Source organism: Aquabacterium sp. G14, assembly GCF_037482285.1.
In the GTDB taxonomy this organism is placed as follows: Bacteria; Pseudomonadota; Gammaproteobacteria; order Burkholderiales; family Burkholderiaceae_C; genus Aquabacterium.
The window spans coordinates 57,430-75,255 of sequence record NZ_JBBEYB010000011.1 but is presented as its reverse complement, the minus strand read 5'-3'; the positions used below and the strand labels follow the sequence as shown (position 1 = coordinate 75,255).

General features: G+C 63.7%; 14 protein-coding genes. 11 read left to right on the top strand and 3 right to left on the bottom strand.

The features are described 5' to 3' along the window. Window positions 1–156: 156 nt before the first annotated feature. From rpsA to lapB, 4 genes are all read left to right on the top strand, one after another. Window positions 157–1,842, top strand: a complete 1,686-nt coding sequence (gene rpsA / locus WIT60_RS12510; protein WP_339584241.1) for a 30S ribosomal protein S1 — start codon at window positions 157–159, stop codon at window positions 1,840–1,842. Window positions 1,843–1,988: 146 nt separating this feature from the next. Beyond that, complete coding sequence (locus WIT60_RS12505) at window positions 1,989–2,303, top strand: integration host factor subunit beta (protein ID WP_339584240.1); 315 nt, start codon at window positions 1,989–1,991, stop codon at window positions 2,301–2,303. 7 nt (window positions 2,304–2,310) lie between these two features. Continuing rightward, on the top strand, window positions 2,311–2,682 hold the full coding sequence (locus WIT60_RS12500; RefSeq protein ID WP_339584239.1) for a LapA family protein: 372 nt from the start codon (window positions 2,311–2,313) through the stop codon (window positions 2,680–2,682). 35 nt (window positions 2,683–2,717) lie between these two features. Further along, complete coding sequence (gene lapB / locus WIT60_RS12495) at window positions 2,718–3,875, top strand: lipopolysaccharide assembly protein LapB (protein ID WP_339584238.1); 1,158 nt, start codon at window positions 2,718–2,720, stop codon at window positions 3,873–3,875. On the opposite strand, the gene WIT60_RS12490 is transcribed toward lapB, so the two are convergent. Both WIT60_RS12490 and WIT60_RS12485 read right to left on the bottom strand, forming a co-directional pair. Then, window positions 3,869–4,474 carry a copper chaperone PCu(A)C gene (locus WIT60_RS12490; protein WP_339584237.1) on the bottom strand — a complete coding sequence of 202 codons (606 nt, stop codon included), beginning with the start codon at window positions 4,472–4,474 and terminating at the stop codon, window positions 3,869–3,871. The two genes, lapB and WIT60_RS12490, sit on opposite strands and share 7 nt — an antisense overlap. Before the next feature lie 71 nt (window positions 4,475–4,545). Further along, a complete protein-coding gene (locus WIT60_RS12485; RefSeq protein ID WP_339584236.1) occupies window positions 4,546–6,084 on the bottom strand; it encodes a YifB family Mg chelatase-like AAA ATPase in 1,539 nt (512 codons plus the stop codon). A gap of 325 nt (window positions 6,085–6,409) precedes the next feature. Between WIT60_RS12485 and glnK the strand changes: the two genes are divergently transcribed. The 7 genes from glnK to WIT60_RS12450 all read left to right on the top strand — a co-directional run bounded on the left by glnK (window position 6,410) and on the right by WIT60_RS12450 (window position 15,928). Continuing rightward, the gene (gene glnK, locus WIT60_RS12480; protein WP_339584235.1) at window positions 6,410–6,748 is read left to right on the top strand and encodes a P-II family nitrogen regulator; all 339 of its coding nucleotides are present in this window, start codon (window positions 6,410–6,412) and stop codon (window positions 6,746–6,748) included. A 96-nt stretch (window positions 6,749–6,844) separates the two neighbouring features. Continuing rightward, on the top strand, window positions 6,845–8,257 hold the full coding sequence (locus WIT60_RS12475; protein WP_339584234.1) for an ammonium transporter: 1,413 nt from the start codon (window positions 6,845–6,847) through the stop codon (window positions 8,255–8,257). A gap of 182 nt (window positions 8,258–8,439) precedes the next feature. Further along, on the top strand, window positions 8,440–9,735 hold the full coding sequence (gene gshA / locus WIT60_RS12470; RefSeq protein WP_339584233.1) for a glutamate--cysteine ligase: 1,296 nt from the start codon (window positions 8,440–8,442) through the stop codon (window positions 9,733–9,735). Between the two features lie 84 nt (window positions 9,736–9,819). Further along, complete coding sequence (locus WIT60_RS12465; RefSeq protein ID WP_339584232.1) at window positions 9,820–11,706, top strand: potassium transporter Kup; 1,887 nt, start codon at window positions 9,820–9,822, stop codon at window positions 11,704–11,706. A gap of 17 nt (window positions 11,707–11,723) precedes the next feature. Continuing rightward, entirely contained in the window at window positions 11,724–12,911 is a 1,188-nt protein-coding gene (locus WIT60_RS12460) for a benzoate/H(+) symporter BenE family transporter (RefSeq protein ID WP_339584273.1), read from the top strand. Window positions 12,912–12,975: 64 nt separating this feature from the next. After that, a complete protein-coding gene (gene gshB, locus WIT60_RS12455; RefSeq protein ID WP_339584231.1) occupies window positions 12,976–13,935 on the top strand; it encodes a glutathione synthase in 960 nt (319 codons plus the stop codon). A 55-nt stretch (window positions 13,936–13,990) separates the two neighbouring features. Further along, window positions 13,991–15,928 (top strand): ATP-binding cassette domain-containing protein, encoded by a 1,938-nt coding sequence (locus WIT60_RS12450; protein WP_339584230.1) that lies wholly within the window; start codon window positions 13,991–13,993, stop codon window positions 15,926–15,928. Between the two features lie 40 nt (window positions 15,929–15,968). Here WIT60_RS12450 and ptsP read toward each other — a convergent pair whose 3' ends face one another. Continuing rightward, a complete protein-coding gene (gene ptsP / locus WIT60_RS12445; RefSeq protein WP_339584229.1) occupies window positions 15,969–17,795 on the bottom strand; it encodes a phosphoenolpyruvate--protein phosphotransferase in 1,827 nt (608 codons plus the stop codon). Between the last annotated feature and the right edge of the window lie 31 nt (window positions 17,796–17,826).

Sequence of the window (17,826 nt, the reverse complement as noted above, 5' to 3'; positions counted from 1 at the left end):
AGGCTGTGACAACCGGCCCTGACCGCCAGGCCAGGGCATGAGCAATCTGGGTCGCCCCCTCGGTGACCTGGCTGTCATGTTCTTCAACCCAACCCGTTCCGGTCGTTCCTGTCGATCTGAGCGTTACCGCTGGCTCACCCCAGCACAGGAAATTCAATGTCTGAATCTTTTGCCGCCCTTTTTGAAGAGTCGCTGCAACGTGCCAACATGCGCACCGGCGAAGTCATCACCGCTGAGGTGGTGGCCGTCGAACACAACTTCGTGGTGGTCAACGCCGGCCTGAAGTCCGAAGCGTACGTGCCCATCGACGAGTTCCGCAACGACCAGGGCGAGATCGAAGTCCAAGTCGGTGACTTCGTGTCCGTGGCCGTGGATGCCATCGAAAACGGCTACGGCGACACCATCCTGTCGCGCGACAAGGCCAAGCGCCTGGCTTCGTGGCTGTCGCTGGAAACCGCTCTGGAGTCTGGCGACTTCGTGACCGGTACCGTCAATGGCAAGGTCAAGGGCGGCCTGACCGTTCTGGTCAACGGCATCCGTGCCTTCCTGCCTGGTTCGCTGCTCGATACGCGCCCTGTCAAGGACATGTCGCCGTTCGAAGGCAAGACCATGGAGTTCAAGGTCATCAAGCTGGACCGCAAGCGCAACAACGTTGTGCTGTCGCGTCGCGCTGTGGTCGAAGCCTCGATGGGCGAAGAGCGCGCCAAGCTGATGGAAACCCTGCGCGAAGGCGCGATCGTCAATGGCGTGGTCAAGAACATCACCGAATACGGTGCGTTCGTGGACCTGGGCGGCATCGACGGCCTGCTGCACATCACCGACATGGCCTGGCGCCGTGTCCGTCACCCGTCCGAAGTGGTGACCGTGGGCCAAGAGCTGACCGCCAAGGTCCTGAAGTTCGACGCCGAGAAGAACCGCGTTTCGCTGGGTCTGAAGCAAATGGGCGACGATCCGTGGGTTGGCGTGTCGCGCCGTTACCCCGCTTCGACCCGCCTGTTCGGCAAGGTCACCAACATCGCTGACTACGGCGCTTTCGTTGAGATCGAACCCGGCATCGAAGGCCTGGTGCACGTCTCCGAAATGGACTGGACCAACAAGAACATCGCTCCCAACAAGATCGTCAACCTGGGCGACGAAGTGGAAGTCATGGTCCTGGAAATCGACGAAGACAAGCGTCGCATCTCCCTGGGCATGAAGCAGTGCAAGCCGAACCCATGGGACGACTTCGCTCAGAACTTCAACCGCGGTGACAAGGTCAAGGGTCCCGTCAAGTCGATCACCGACTTCGGCGTGTTCGTGGGTCTGGCCGCCGGCATCGACGGTCTGGTTCACCTGTCCGACCTGTCTTGGAACGAGCCCGGCGAAGCTGCCGTGCGCAACTACAAGAAGGGCCAGGAAGTCGAAGCCATCGTTCTGGCCATCGACGTCGAGCGCGAGCGCATCTCCCTGGGCATCAAGCAGCTGGACAGCGACCCGTTCACCAACTTCACGACCCTGAACGACCGTGGCGCCACCGTCACTGGCACCGTGAAGACCGTGGACGCCAAGGGCGCCGAGATCAACCTGGGTGACGACATCGTCGGTTACCTGCGCGCTTCCGAAATCAGCCGCGACCGCGTTGAAGACGCTCGCAACGTGCTGAAGGAAGGCGACGAAGTCTCGGCCGTGATCATCAACATCGATCGCAAGACCCGCAACATCCAGCTGTCGGTCAAGGCCAAGGACAACGCCGAGCAGCAAGAAGCTCTGCAGCGTCTGAGCGCTGACACCACCAAGGAAGGCTCCGGCACCACCAGCCTGGGCGCCCTGCTGAAGGCCAAGCTCGACCAGAACAACGGTTGATCTGCCTTCTGCGCATCACATCCCTGCCGGCTTCGGCCGACGGGGGCTGTGATGAGCGTGGTACAAAGCCCCAGGTCCTGGCCCGCCAGGCCCGTGGGGCTTTTTGCTGATGCTCATCACAACCTCCCATTTTTCGCCTCTTTGACATGACCCGTTCTGACCTCGTGGCCCGACTGGCCGAACGCTTTGGCCAGCTGACGCAGCGCGACGCCGAATTTGCCGTCAAGACCATCCTGGACGCCATGTCGGAGGCGCTGGCCAAGGGGCATCGCATCGAGATCCGAGGCTTTGGGAGCTTCTCCATCAGCCGTCGCCCACCGCGCATGGGGCGCAACCCTCGCACGGGCGAGCAGGTGTTGATCCCGGAAAAGCTGGTGCCGCACTTCAAACCGGGCAAAGCCCTGCGCGAAGGGGTCGACAAGGTGGATACTGTGGGTTCTTCCGACACCTCTGACAGCTGAAACACCCATGCGTACCTTGAACTGGTTGTGGCGCGGCCTCCTGTTCTTCGTTCTGTTCGCCTTTGCGCTGAACAACCAGCACACGGTGTCGCTCAAATGGTTCCTCGGCTACCAGTGGCAGGCCCCGATGGTGTTCATCGTGCTGGCGGCCTTCGCACTGGGCTGTGCCGCAGGGGTTCTGGCCATGGTGCCAAGTTGGTGGCGCCAGCGTCGCGAAGCCCGCAACCGTCTCCTGTTGATGCCCGCCCCCGTCAAAGCCGAAGCAGGCACGGCATCGGCCTTGGTGGCGGGTGGACAAAGCGATGTTTCCGAACTGACCTTGCCGCCCGAACTCCCCTTCCCTCCTGACATGCCCGCGCCCCGCAAACCCGTCAAGTAACGTGGCGGCTGGCGCAAGACTCTTTCTCTGAGCCCATGGAATTCGATCTGTACTGGCTGCTTCTGGCAGCCCCGGTGGTATTTTTGCTGGGCTGGGTCGCATCTCGACTCGACCTGCGGCAACTCAAGCGCGAGGATCAGGCGTCGCCTCAGGCTTATTTCAAGGGTCTGAACCTGCTGCTCAATGAGCAGCAGGACAAAGCCATTGACGCCTTCATTGAAGCCGTTCAGCACGACCCCGGCACCACAGATCTGCACTTCGCATTGGGCAACCTGTTTCGCCGCCGGGGCGAGTACGAACGCGCCATCCGCATCCACCAGCACCTCTTGTCCCGCGGCGATCTGAAGCGGGAGGAACGAGAGCGTGCTCAGCATGCGCTGGCGCATGACTTCATGAAGGCGGGCCTGTTCGACCGTGCCGAAGAGGCGTTCAAGGCCCTCGAGGGCACTGCTTTCAGCACCGATGCCCGACTCGCCTTGCTGTCTCTGTATGAGCGCTCCCGCAATTGGCACCCGGCCATCGAGGTGGCGCGTCAGTTGGAGGCAACAGGCACGGGGTCTTTTTCGCAGCGCAGTGCCCACCATTGGTGTGAAGTGGCTCAGGAAGCCGATGCGCGTGGCCGAGCCGATGAGGCCGATCAGGCCTTGGCGCGAGCCCGGGAAGCGGCCCCGCAGGCGGCACGCCCCCTGGTGTTGCAAGGCCAGCGACTGGTCCGCCAGGGCAAACACGCCGAAGCGCTGCAGGTTTGGGACGAGTTGATGTTCAAGCAACCGCAGGCCTTTGCCTTGATTGCCATGGACTATGCACGCAGTGCCCGGGCGTGCGATGCGGTGCCGACAGCACTGAACAAATTACAGTCGGTGTACGCTCAGGCGCCCACGATGGATGTGTTGAACGCCATCGGCGAGTTGCAACCCGACGCAACGGACCGCCGCGAGGCCATCATGCGACACCTGCGCCAACAGCCATCGCTGTCGGCTGCCCAAAGTCTGATCCGCGAACGACTGGTCAGCCATGTGCCTCTGGAAGAGCCCGAGGTAGAGGTCCTGCAAAAAGCACTGACCAGCGCCGCCAAACCGCTTCAGCGATACCGCTGCGCGGCCTGCGGCTTCGAGAGTCAACATTACTTCTGGCAATGTCCAGGCTGCCAGAATTGGGATACGTATCCCCCTCGTCGCCTGGAAGATCAGTGAGCCATGCCGTGATGGTGCTGATGTGCGGCAGGTTGTGCCGCCATGCCTGAAGGCGTCGTGGCGGATGCTCCGCCAGAAGGCATCATCATGTGTGCCTTGACCGGAACGCTGATGGCCTGAGTGACCACCTTGCCATCGGCTGTGCGAAGCTTCAGGGTCAATTGCAGCACTTCACCCTCTGTCAGGGGTTCTTGAAGCTGGGTCAACATCAGGTGATGGCCGCCGGGACGCAGTACCACGGCCTGTCCAGCAGGCAGGGCCAGATTCGAGATGGCCCGCATGCGCATGACTTGACCATCCATGGTCATTTCGTGCAACTCGGACACACCCGTGCGAGCCATGGCAAAAGCCTCCAGGGTCAGTGGCTGGCGCGCTGTCAGAACCATGAAGCCTCCAGTGGCCGTTTGCCCCTTGACCATGGGACGAATCCAGGCGGAATCGACCTGAACCCAGGGGGCAGCGGCCTGAACCGCCTGATCTGGCTTCTTGCTCGCATTCGCGCTCGGTGGGGTCGATTGAGCCCAGCCCGAAGTGGCCAGAAGAGACAGTGTCAAGACAGCGGCGGCGGTGCGGATGCGTGGGTGGTGAAGGCAAGACATGCGGAGGTCTCCAGCTTGATGGGATGACCCAGAGTCTAGTGCCGAAGCACCGTGGGGCACACCCCGCCAGATCAAGACGCAGTCAGCGCACGTCGGTACTGAATGGCTTCGGCCATGTGAGCGGTGGCAATGCAGTCGGCCTCCGCCAGATCGGCGATGGTGCGCGCCAACTTGAGCACCCGATGGAAGGCCCGCCCTGACCACCCCAGGCGAGCGCAGGCCGACTGCAGGAAAGCCTGGGCAGCGGGCTCGGCGCAGGCATGCTGCTCCAGCGCAGCGCCTTCCAGAGTGGCGTTGAGTTGCCCCTGTCTCGACCATTGTCGAGCACGAGCGGCAACCACGCGCTGGGCAATTTCGGCCGACGAAGACCCGTCGGGGCTGCCGGCAAGCACCTCGGGCGCCACCGCGGGAACCTCCACCTGCACATCGATGCGATCCAGCAGGGGGCCACTGAGCCGACCCTGGTAACGTGCCACCTGGTCAGGCGTACAGCGACAGGCTTTGAGGGGGTTGCCAAAGTGCCCACAAGGACAGGGATTCATCGCGGCGATGAGCTGGAAGCGCGCCGGGAAATCATGTCGTCGCGCGGCACGGGAAATGGTGATGTGGCCCGTTTCGAGCGGTTCGCGCAAGGCCTCCAGGGCCGCCCGAGGGAACTCGGGCAGTTCATCGAGAAAAAGCACGCCATGGTGTGCCAACGAGATCTCGCCAGGCCGTGGTGGGGCGCCGCCGCCCACCAGCGCCACCGGCGAAGCCGTGTGATGCGGACTGCGGACCGTTCGTTGTCGCCAGCGACGGGCATCAAAATGCCCCGCCAGGCTGAGCACGGCCGCGGACTCCAGGGCTTCCTCGGGTGCAAGTTCTGGCAGCAAGCTGACAAAGCGCTGGGCCAGCATCGATTTGCCGCTGCCGGGCGGGCCCATCATCAAGACCGAGTGCGCCCCTGCTGCGGCGATCTCCAGCGCGCGCTTCGCGGCAGACTGCCCCTTGACCTCCCGCAGATCCGACAACGCAGCACCGTCAGCAGCGGCGAAGGAAGGCACCGACTGGGTGCGCACCAAGGTGGCGCCGGTGCCCTGCCCCGCGGGCCTGAGGGCCTCGACCACCTCCATCAAATGACCGGCCCCGTACAGGCAGGCCCCATCCACCAGCGCGGCCTCCTCGGCACTGGCCTTGGGTAAAACCAAGCCGCGCGCCTGCCCATCCCGAGCGGACTTCAATAGCGCCAGCGCCATGGGCAGGGCTCCACGGACTGGTCGCAACTCTCCGCCTAACGATAACTCGCCGGCAAACTCCAGCGTCCGCAGTCGAGCAGGGTCGAGATGTCCCATGGCGGCCAGGATGCCCAGGGCGATGGGAAGATCGAAACGTCCCGACTCCTTGGGCAGATCGGCCGGAGCCAGATTGACCGTGATGCGCTTGTTGAACGGAAACTCCAGCCCACTGTTGCTCAGAGCTGCTCGGACCCGTTCGCGGGCCTCTTTCACTTCGGTGTCCGCCAACCCCACCAGGGTGAACGACGGCAGGCCGTTGGCGAGATGGACTTCGACGGTGACCTCAGGCGCTTTGAGGCCATCCAGGGCACGACTGTGAACGATGGCAAGTGACATGAAAGGGATCCAGACGCAATCGCGCCGCTCCGCGACAAAGCGTCGATTGTGTGGAGCCCAAGAGAAACGGACATTCCCTCTGAGGGGCGGCCCCCCCCGCATTCGGGAGTTCTTGGGAATGGCACCGTTTTGGTGGATATGCCACGCTGCGAGATCGGACCACCGTCATGACGCACCACCTCAGTGCACCAATCCATGCAACAGACCGGAAAGCCCGCGTACACGGGTGATCTGGGTCAGACCCACATGCCTGCATTGTGTTGGCACGGTTCATGCAGATGATGGGTGTCAACAATTTTTCACCAACCTCACCGGAGTACCCATCATGAAAATGGTGACCGCCATCGTCAAGCCGTTCAAGCTTGACGAAGTCCGTGAGGCTCTGTCCGCCATCGGCGTTCAGGGCATCACGGTGACCGAAGTCAAGGGTTTTGGTCGTCAGAAAGGCCACACCGAGCTGTACCGTGGCGCGGAGTATGTGGTCGACTTCCTGCCCAAAGTGAAGATCGAAGCAGCCGTGGATGACGCCATCCTCGACCGCGTGATCGAAGCCATCGAAACATCGGCCCGCACCGGCAAGATTGGTGACGGCAAGATTTTCGTCACCCCGCTGGAGCAGGTGATCCGCATCCGCACCGGCGAGATGGACAAGGACGCCCTGTGATCGGGCCACACACCTGATCCGACTTTCGCACTTGTGGCCGACATGCCCTGCGGGGATTCGCGCCGTCACACCATTCGTTCTATCAAGAGGCATTTCATGAGAAAGCTCATTGCGTCATTCGCGCTGGGGCTCGCGGCCTTGGGCCTGCTGGGCGTCGCCCACGCCCAAGAAGTTGCAGCGTCGGCCCCCGAGATCGCTTCCGCCGTCGAGGCAGCGGTGGCCCCCGCCGCTGCTGTGGCGCCGGAAGCCGCCTCGGCTGCCGAAGCAGCCCCCACCCCCACCGTCAACAAGGGCGATACCGCCTGGATGATGGTCTCCACCATCCTGGTGATCCTGATGGTTGTCCCCGGCCTGGCCCTGTTCTACGGTGGCCTGGTGCGCAGCAAGAACATGCTGTCGGTGCTGATGCAGGTGCTGGTGGTGTTCTCGCTGATCTCCGTGCTGTGGGCCGCTTACGGCTACAGCCTGGCGTTCGGTGGGGCTGGCACCATCATCGGTGACCTGTCCAAGGCCTTCCTGAGCGGCATCACGCCCGCCTCGATGGCCGACACCTTCACGCCGGACGCCAAGATCCCCGAACTGATCTTCGTGGCCTTCCAGTGCACCTTCGCAGGCATCACCTGCGCCCTGATCGTCGGCGCCTTTGCCGAGCGCATCAAGTTCGGTGCCGTGCTGCTGTTCAGCGCGCTGTGGTTCACATTCAGCTACCTGCCGATCGCCCACATGGTGTGGGGTGCCGGCGGCTACCTGCTGAGCAAGGGCGCTCTGGACTTCGCCGGTGGCACCGTGGTGCACATCAACTCGGCCGTGGCCGGCTTGGTGGGTGCTTACATGATCGGCAAGCGCCTTGGTTACGGCCGTGAGTCCTTCACGCCGCACTCGCTGACGCTGACCATGGTGGGTGCTTCGCTGCTGTGGGTGGGTTGGTTCGGCTTCAACGCTGGCTCCGCACTGGAAGCCAACGGCAGCGCCGCCCTGGCCTTCATCAACACCCTGGTGGCCACGGCTGCTGCCGTGATGGCCTGGTGCGTGGGTGAAGCCTTGTTCAAGGGCAAGGCCTCGATGCTGGGTGCCGCCTCGGGTGCGGTGGCTGGCCTGGTGGTCATCACCCCCGCTTGCGGCTCGGTGGGCCCGATGGGTGCCATCGTGATGGGTCTGATCGCCGGCTTCATCTGCCTGTGGGGTGTCAGTGGCCTCAAGAAGATGCTCGGCGCAGACGACGCGCTGGACGTGTTCGGCATCCACGGCGTGGGCGGCATTGCCGGCGCCCTGCTGACCGGTGTGTTCGCTGCGCCTGGTCTGGGTGGCACGGGCGCCGAAGACTTCTCCATCGCTCACCAGTTGCTGGTGCAGGCTGAGGGCGTGGTCATCACCATCGTCTGGTCGGGCATCGTCGCTGCGATCTGCTACAAGATTGTGGACCTGGTGATCGGCCTGCGCGTGCCCGAAGAAGAAGAGCGCGAAGGCCTGGACATCACTTCGCACGGCGAGACCGCTTACCACAAGTGATCTCCTGAACACGGGACCGGAGGCCGTATCAGTTGACGGCCTCCAACATGAAAAGAGGGCCTCTTTCGGGAGGCCCTCTTTGTTTTTTTGCATCGCTGTGTTGCATGACGCTGAACGCCAACAGGCAGCGATCTTCCTAAAATAGCCTTCCTACCTCCTCACTTCACAAGGCGCTTCCCCCCATGGTTCCTCACCTGATCACCGCGCTGACCGGCCCCATCAACGAACTGGAGCAGCGGATGCTGGAGTCCGTGCCCGCCATCGAACGCTGGTTCCGTCTGGAGTGGATGGAGCACACCCCGCCGTTCTATACCTCGGTCGACCTGCGCAATGCAGGGTTCAAGCTCGCACCGGTGGACACCAATCTGTTTCCGGGCGGTTTCAACAACCTGACGCAAGAGATGCTGCCGCTGGCAGTGCAGGCCGCGATGGCCGCGATCGAGAAGATCTGTCCCGAGGCCAAGAACCTGCTGCTGATCCCGGAAGAGCACACGCGTAACACCTTCTATCTGTCGAACGTGGCGCGCCTGATTCAGATCTTCACGCTGGCCGGGCTGAATGTGCGCCTGGGCTCTCTGGATGAAAGCATCACCGAACCCACGGACGTGGCCCTGCCCGATGGCAGCCACCTGACCCTGGAGCCGCTGGTGCGCACGCGTCACCGCCTGGGATTGAAGCACTTCGACCCCTGCACCATCCTGTTGAACAACGACCTGTCGGCCGGCATTCCGGAGATCCTGCAGGGCCTGCACGAGCAGTATCTGCTGCCGCCGCTGCACGCAGGGTGGGCCGTGCGTCGCAAGAGCCAGCACTTTGCCGCCTACGAAGAGGTTGCCAAGAAGTTCTCCAAGCTGCTGGGCATGGACCCGTGGCTGATCAACCCGATGTACTCGGTGTGCGACGAGGTGAACTTCCAGGAGGGCACGGGCCTGGAATGTCTGGAGACGCAGGTGGACGCCATGCTGAGCAAGGTGCGCCGCAAGTACAAGGAATATGGCATCAACGAAAAGCCGTTTGTGGTGGTCAAGCCCGACAACGGCACCTACGGCATGGGCATCATGACGGTGCGTGATGCCAAGGAAGTGGCCGACCTCAACCGCCGCACGCGCAACAAGATGTCGGTGGTCAAGGACGGTCAGAGCGTCAACCGCGTTCTGATTCAGGAGGGTGTGGCCACGTACGAGCAAATCAACGAGGCCGTGGCCGAGCCCGTGGTCTACATGATCGACCGCTATGTCGTGGGTGGCTTCTACCGCGTGCATGCAGACCGGGGGGTGGACGAAAACCTGAACGCCCCAGGCTCGCATTTTGTTCCCCTGGGCTTTCCAGAGCCGACACAATTGCCACGCCCGGGCGTGAAGCCCGGTGCAAGCGCACCGAACCGCTTTTACATGTACGGTGTCGTAGCAAGGCTGGCCATGCTGGCAGCCAGCTATGAACTGGAAGCGCACGACCCCGATGCCGAGGTGTACACCTGATGTACATGCACTGTTGCGGTGCAACAAAATGTCTGTGAACGCAGGCAGAATGGCGTACTCGTTGTCTCGGGAAGCTCCGTCATCGTGCAACACGCTCCTCACGCCAAACCAAACGCCAAAGAACTGGCTGCCCTGACCCTGGGTGCCATCGGCATCGTCTACGGTGACATCGGCACCAGCCCGCTGTATGCACTCAAAGAAGTGTTCAACCACGGGCACCTTCCCCTGACACCGGAAAACATCTACGGCATCTTGTCGATGATGTTCTGGACCCTGACGGTGATCGTGTCGCTGAAATACGTGACGCTGATCCTGCGGGCCGACAACAACGGCGAAGGCGGTCTGGTGGCCATGCTCACGCTGGCCTCCACCGCCGTGAAAGACAAGCCGGCCTTGCGGGGCAAGTTGCTGGCCCTGGGCATCTTTGGCACCGCCATCTTCTTTGGGGACGGGGTGATCACCCCGGCCATCTCGGTGCTCTCTGCCGTGGAGGGCATGGAGGTGGCTGCGCCACAACTGGAGCGCTACGTGGTGCCCATCACGCTGGTGGTGCTGACGCTGCTGTTCATGGTGCAAAAGCATGGCACCAGTGGCATCGGCAAGTTCTTTGGCCCCATCACGGCACTGTGGTTCATCGTGGTGGCCTTGTTGGGTCTGTACCATGTGCTGCAAAACCCGGCGGTGCTGGCCGCCATGAACCCGCTGTACGCCCTGAGCTTCATCGCGGATCATCCGATGCTGGCGTTCATCGCGCTGGGCGCCGTGATCCTGTGCGCGACCGGTGCCGAAGCGCTGTATGCGGACATGGGGCACTTCGGCAAGCTGCCCATCCGTCTGGCCTGGTTCAGCTTGGTCATGCCCGCTCTGGTGCTGAACTACTTCGGCCAGGGCGCGATGTTGCTGGCTCACCCGGAGAACGTGGCTAACCCCTTCTTCGAGATGGCGCCGCACTGGGCGCTCTATCCGCTTGTGGGTCTGGCCACTTGCGCCACGGTGATCGCGTCGCAAGCCCTGATCACGGCGGCTTTCTCCGTCACCAAGCAGGTGATCCAGCTGGGTTACCTGCCTCGACTGCGCATCCTGCACACCTCCGAGAAGGAAACTGGTCAGATCTACATCCCCTTCGTGAACTGGGCACTGTACGGCTGCATCGTGTTGGCCGTGATCTTCTTCGGCTCCAGCGGCAAGTTGGCGGCGGCCTATGGCATCACGGTCACCATCGACATGATGATCACCACGGTGATGACCTTCTTTGTCATCCGCTTCGCCTGGAAGATGTCATGGATGGTGTGTGTGCTGGCCACAGCCTTCTTCTTTGCAATCGACCTGATGTTCTTCAGTGCCAACGTCATCAAGGTGATCGACGGCGGCTGGTTCCCGCTGCTGATCGGCATCGTGATGTTCAGCCTGATGATGACCTGGAAAGATGGTCGTGAGTTGCTCAGCAGCAGCCTGCGGTCGGATGCCATCGATTTGCGCCCCTTCCTGGAGGCCGTGTTCTGCAGTCCTCCGCTGCGCGTGGATGGCACGGCCGTGTTCCTGAACGCCGATGCGGGCACCACCCCCAATGCGCTGTTGCACAACCTCAAGCACAACAAGGTGCTGCACAAGCAAAACCTGTTCGTGACGGTGCGCTCGCATGAAGTGCCCTGGATCCCACTGAAGAACCGGATTGAGGTGGAAGACTTGGGCAATGACTGCTGGCAGGTCATTCTTCACTACGGGTTCAAAAACGAGCCCGATGTGCCGCGTGCGCTCAAATTGCTCAAGGAGCACAGCGTTTTCCTGGACGACATGGAGACAAGTTACTTCCTGTCGCGTGACATCGTGATCCCGACCATGGGTGGGGGCATGGCGCCTTGGCGGGAGAAGCTGTTTGCCAGCATGCACCGTAACGCCTCCGGTGCTGCGGCCTTCCTGAACCTGCCCACCAACCGCGTGGTGGAACTGGGCTCCAAGGTGGAGATCTGACCCAGGCGCCGCTTTCCCTGCGCCAGATCGCCCGGGACACCTCCCTCACGGCGATCTCGTCAGGCTTCGTCGCCACGCTGGTGGGCTTCACCAGCACCATCGCCCTGATTTTTCATGCAGCCCAGTCGCTGGGCGCCACACCGGCCCAGGTGACGTCCTGGGTACTGGCCCTGGGCGTGGGCATGGGGCTGGGCACGCTGGGCCTGTCGCTGTGGGCCCGTGCCCCCATTCTCATCACCTGGTCCACCCCTGGCGCGGCCGTGATCGCGAGCGCAGCCGGTGGTGGCGTGAGCCTGGCTGAAGCCACCGGCGCCTTCGTGCTGTGCGGGGCGTTGATGTGGCTGTGCGGGGTCACGGGCTGGTTCGAGCGGGTCATGAACCGCATTCCTGTGGCCCTGGCTGCCGCCTTGCTCGCCGGCATCCTGGCCAAGTTTGCGCTGCTGGCCTTTGCGGCCGCCACGCCTCAGCCGGTGCTGGTGGTGGGCATGCTGCTCACTTACTTGCTTGGCAAACGCCTGTGGCCCCGCTACGCCATCCCCGGTGTCCTGGTGGTGGCGGTGCTGCTGGCCACTGTGCAAGGCCAGTTGCACACCGCGGCCTTGCGCTGGGAGCCAGCCCTGCCCGTCTGGGTGACACCACAATGGTCGTGGCAGGCCATTCTGGGCATGGGACTACCGCTGTTCATCGTGACCATGGCCTCGCAGGCAGTGCCGGGTGTGTCGGCCATCCGGGTGTTTGGCTATCGCACGCCGGTGTCGCCCTTGATGAGCTGGTCTGGGGTGATCACGGTGCTGCTGGCGCCCTTTGGCGGCTACGCCTTCAATCTGGCGGCCATCACCGCCACCATCGTGCTGCAGCCGCACGCCCATCCGGATGCGCACAAGCGCTACACCGCAGCCCTGATGGCCGGTCTGTTCTACCTGGTGATGGCCGCGCTGGGCGGTGCCGTGGCCGGCGTCTTGACCGCCTTTCCCCCCGCGCTCATCATGGGCGTGGCGGGACTGGCCCTGCTGGGCACCATCGCCAACGGCCTGGCCGCCTCGCTGCAGGACACCCGCTACCGTGAGGCTGCCGTTATCACGTTTCTGGTGACGCTGTCGGGCGTCACGCTGATGGGCGTGGGCTCGGCCTTCTGGGGCTTGGTGGCCGGCGTGCTGACGCTGTTCGTGGAACACTTCAGGGCTCGTCCTTCGGACACCCCTTGAATCCCCCCGCACACCTCAGGCGCACACCGAGCTTGTGCGCCCGACCCTCGATCTGCAGACCATCATGAAACTCCTGTTTGTCGCCGACCCTCTGCACACCTTCAAGACCTACAAGGACAGCACCTTCGCGATGATGCGCGAGGCCGCCTCACGCGGACATGAGCTGTGGGCCTGCGAGCCTCAACAAGTGGTGTGGCAGCGCGGCAGTCTGGTACAGGCGCAGGCCCGTCGCATCACCCTGACTGGCGACGCGCACGACTGGTTTGACGAGCAGGAGCAGGCCCTGGTCGCACTGAGCAGCATGGACGCGGTGCTGATGCGCAAGGACCCGCCGTTTGACGCCGAGTACCTGTACGCGACCCACCTGCTGACCCAGGCCGAGCGCGAAGGCGCGCGCGTCTTCAACAAGCCACAGGCGCTGCGCGAGCACCCGGAAAAGCTGGCCATCCTCGAATTCCCGCTGCACATCGCCCCCACCCTGGTCACCCGCAGCATCGAGGCCGTGCGCGCCTTCCACACCGAGCACCGCGACATCATCCTCAAGCCGCTGGACGGCATGGGCGGCATGGGCATCTTCCGCGTGAAGGACGATGGCCTGAACCTGGGCAGCATCGCCGAGACGCTGACCAAGGACGGCACGCAGACCATCATGGTGCAGGCCTTCCTGCCGGCCATCAGCGAAGGTGACAAGCGCGTGCTGGTGATCGACGGCGAGCCCGTGCCCTATGCGCTGGCCCGCATCCCGCAAGGCGGCGAGGTGCGTGGCAACCTGGCGGCTGGCGGCAAGGGTGTGGCCCAGCCTTTGAGTGAGTCCGACTGGGCGATTGCCCGCGAACTGGGGCCGATTCTGGCCGCACGCGGCCTGCTGCTGGTGGGCCTGGACATCATCGGCGACCGCCTCACCGAGATCAACGTGACCAGCCCGACCTGCTTCCAGGAGATCACCGACCAGACCGGCTGGGACGTCGCGCAACGCTTCATTGACGCGCTCGAAAGCGCCGTGCAGCGCCAGCAGCGACAATGAGCACCTGCGTCAGCGGTGCTGGCGCCTTCTTTTTCCTCTCTGGATCGTTTCTTTCATGGCTCTTTTGACCCTGAGCGATGCCTGCCTGGCCTATGGCCACGTGGCCCTGCTCGACCACGCCGCCTTTGCGCTCGAAACCGGTGAACGCGTTGGCCTGATCGGCCGCAATGGCACCGGCAAGTCCTCGCTGCTGAAAATCATGGCCGGACTGGAAAAGCCCGACGACGGGATCTTGCAGGTGCAAAACGGCATCGACATCGCCTATGTGCCGCAAGAGCCCAGCTTTGCCGACGACGCGACCGTGTTCAGCACCGTCAGCGAGGGTCTGGCCGAGGTCAAGGCCGCCCGTGAGCGCTTCGAGGCCCACGAAGAAGGCGCCGATCTGGATGCCCTGATGACCTTCATCGAAGCGCGCAATGGCTGGAACTGGGAACAACGGGTGGACGAGACCCTGCAGCGCCTGCGCCTGGATGCGAGCCTGCCGATCGACGGCCTGTCGGGCGGCACCAAGAAGCGCGTGGCCCTGGCGCGTGCGCTGGTGGCCAGCCCGGACGTGCTCTTCCTCGACGAGCCGACCAACCACCTGGACCTGGACGCCATTGCCTGGCTGGAAGAGCTGCTGGTGGCCTTCAAGGGCGCCATCGTGCTGATTTCCCACGACCGCGCCTTCCTGGACAACGTCTGTACGCGCATCGTCGAGCTCGACCGCGGTGAGCTGCGCACTTATCCCGGCAATTTCACGGCCTACCAGGGGCTCAAGGCCCAGCAGCTGGCCGACGAGGCCGTCACCAACGCCAAATTCGACAAGCTGCTGGCCCAGGAAGAGATCTGGATCCGCAAGGGCGTCGAAGCCCGTCGCACCCGCGCCGTGGCCCGCATCAAGCGCCTGGACGAATTGCGCAGCACCCGCGCCGCGCGCCGTGAGGTGATCGGTCGCGTCAAGCTGGACGTGTCGCAAGGCGACCGCAGCGGCAAGATCGTGGCCGAGCTGGAAGACGTCTCCAAGGCCTTCGGCGGCCGCACCGTGGTGCGCGATTTCAGCGGCACCATCTTGCGCGGCGACAAGGTGGGCCTGGTGGGGCCCAACGGCGCGGGCAAGACCACGCTGCTGAAGATGATCCTGGGCGAGCTGGCCCCGGACAGCGGCACGGTCAAGCAAGGTGCCAACCTGCAAGTCGCCTACTTCGACCAGATGCGCGACCACCTCAATCTGGACGCCACGCTGGCCGATTTCATCAGCCCCGGCAGCGAGTGGATCGAGATCAACGGCTCACGCAAGCACGTGATGGGCTATCTGCAGGACTTCCTGTTCGCGCCCGCACGCGCCAACTCGCCCGTACGCACACTCAGCGGTGGTGAGCGCAACCGCCTGTTGCTGGCGCGTCTGTTCGCCAAGCCCAGCAACGTGCTGGTGCTCGACGAACCGACCAACGACCTGGACATCGACACGCTCGACCTGTTGGAAGACCTGCTCGCCGACTATCCAGGCACCGTCTTCCTGGTCAGCCATGACCGGCGCTTCCTCGACAACGTGGTCACCTCCACCTTGGTCGCCGAAGGCGACGGGCGCTGGCGCGAGTACGAAGGCGGTGTGGAAGACTGGCTGATCCAGTCACGCCGTGCACAGGCCCTGGCGGCGGGCAAGCCGGGTGCCGCCTCGATTGCTTCGGCCACGAAACAGGGCGGCGCCGCCGACAGCCGTACCCCCGTGACGGTGGCACCGGACACGTCCCCAGCCGCGCCTGCAGCGACACCGGTGGTGGCGCAACCCAAGCGCAAGCTCAGCTACAAGGAGCAGCGCGAACTCGACGAGTTGCCCGGCCGCATTGAGGCACTGGAAACCGAACAGGCCGAACTCAACCGGCAACTGGCCGACCCGGACATCTACCGCAAGGAAGGCGCCAACGTGGCCGCCATGCATGCCCGCGTCGAGGCGATCGACGAAGAGCTGCTGGTCTTGCTGGAGCGCTGGGAGCAACTGGGCGAGCGGTGACCCCGGGTGTGGTGCTCACGCCTGCGCGTGGGACCATGCTTCAGGCGCTCTGGCGCATCTCCGCGGAAGCGGGTGACCACGCCACTGGCGCCGAGGTGCCCCCGCGATGCACGGTGGCAAACAACTCGCCGCAGGCCGCTTCCGGGTCATCGCTGGCCAGCACCTCGGGCACCAGGGGTGCGAGGCGGCGTGTGTCCACCCGCAAGACACGCTGCTTGACCGACGCAATTTGGGTGGGGTGCATTGAGAACATGCGCAACCCCATGGCCAGCAACAACTCGGTGAAAGCCGGATCACCCGCCATTTCACCGCACACGCTCACCCCCTTGCCGGCGGCACGCGCCTGCGCAATCGAAGACTGGATCAGGCTGAGCACAGCCGGGTTCCACGGATCATAGAGGTGGGAGACCTCCTCATCTGTCCGGTCGATGGCCAGCGTGTACTGAATCAGGTCGTTGGTGCCAATGGAGATGAAATCGAAGTGGCGCAGGAACACCGGTAAGGTCAACGCGGCCGCAGGCACCTCAATCATGGCGCCGATCTCCACCTCGCCGAAGGGCTTGCCTGCCTCTGCCAGTTGCCGGCGTGCGTGTTCGATGTGCTCCAGGGTCTGACGGATCTCGCGCAGATTGCTCAGCATCGGGATCATGACCTTGACCGGGCCGTGAGCAGCTGCGCGCAACAAAGCCCGCAATTGCCGGCGGAACATGCTGGGCTCAGACAAACTCCAGCGGATGGCGCGCAGGCCCAAGGCGGGGTTGAGCACCGATTCATGGCGCAACTCAGATGGCGTCATGCCCTCCAGGGGCTTGTCGGCGCCGATGTCGACCGTGCGGATGGTGACAGGCAGGCCCTTCATGGCCTCGACCGCACGGCGGTAGGCGTCGTACTGCTCTTCCTCGTCGGGCAGGTCGCCGCCGCGGTTCATGAACAGAAACTCGCTGCGGAACAGGCCCACGCCCACGGCCCCGGCTTCCAGGGCGGCGGGCGCGTCTTCAGGCATCTCGATGTTGGCCACCAACTCGACGCGCTCGCCATCGAGCGTGACGGCCGGCGTGTGGCGCAAGCGCGCGAGGCGGCTGCGCTCCAACTCACTTTGGCGCTGGCGGAAGCGGTACTCCTCCAGCACGATGGGCGAGGGATCCACGATCACCAGGCCGGCATCGCCATCGATGATGATGCAGTCATCCTGAAGGATCAGGTTGCTGGCCTGGCGCGCGCCCACCACAGCCGGAATGTCCATGCTGCGCGCCACGATGGCCGTGTGCGAGGTCTTGCCGCCCACATCGGTGACGAAACCTTTGAACACACTGCGCTTGAAGCTGAGCATGTCGGCCGGCGCAATGTCGCTGGCCACCAGCACCAGCGGCTCATCGCCCCCGAAGTCGTGAGCACCTTGCCCCGGCTCGGGCACCGCCGACGGCGCCCCACGGCCCAGGCTGCGCAGCAAACGCTCGACCACCTGCTCCAGATCGGCCTTGCGTTCACGCAGGTAGGCGTCTTCCATCTCGTCGAACTGGCGCGCCAGCACTTCCAGCTGGGCAGACAGCGCCCATTCGGCGTTGTAATGGCGCTGACGAATCCAGTCGACCGAGGCGCCGATCAGGGCATCGTCCTGCAAGAGCATGTGGTGCACATCCAGCAGCGCGGCCAACTCGGCTGGGGCATCGGCCGGCAGATCGCGCTTGAGCACATCAAACTCGGCCGCCACCCCATCGCGCGCCGCCAGCAGACGCGCCACCTCCCCATCGATCAGACTGGGATCGATGAAGACGTGCGGCACGTCGATACGGCTGGAGGCCACCAGCACCGCGCGACCGATGGCCACACCGCGGGATACCGGCAAGCCAAATATCTGGATGCTCATACCGTCCATCCTATCAGCCTGCATCCCGCCA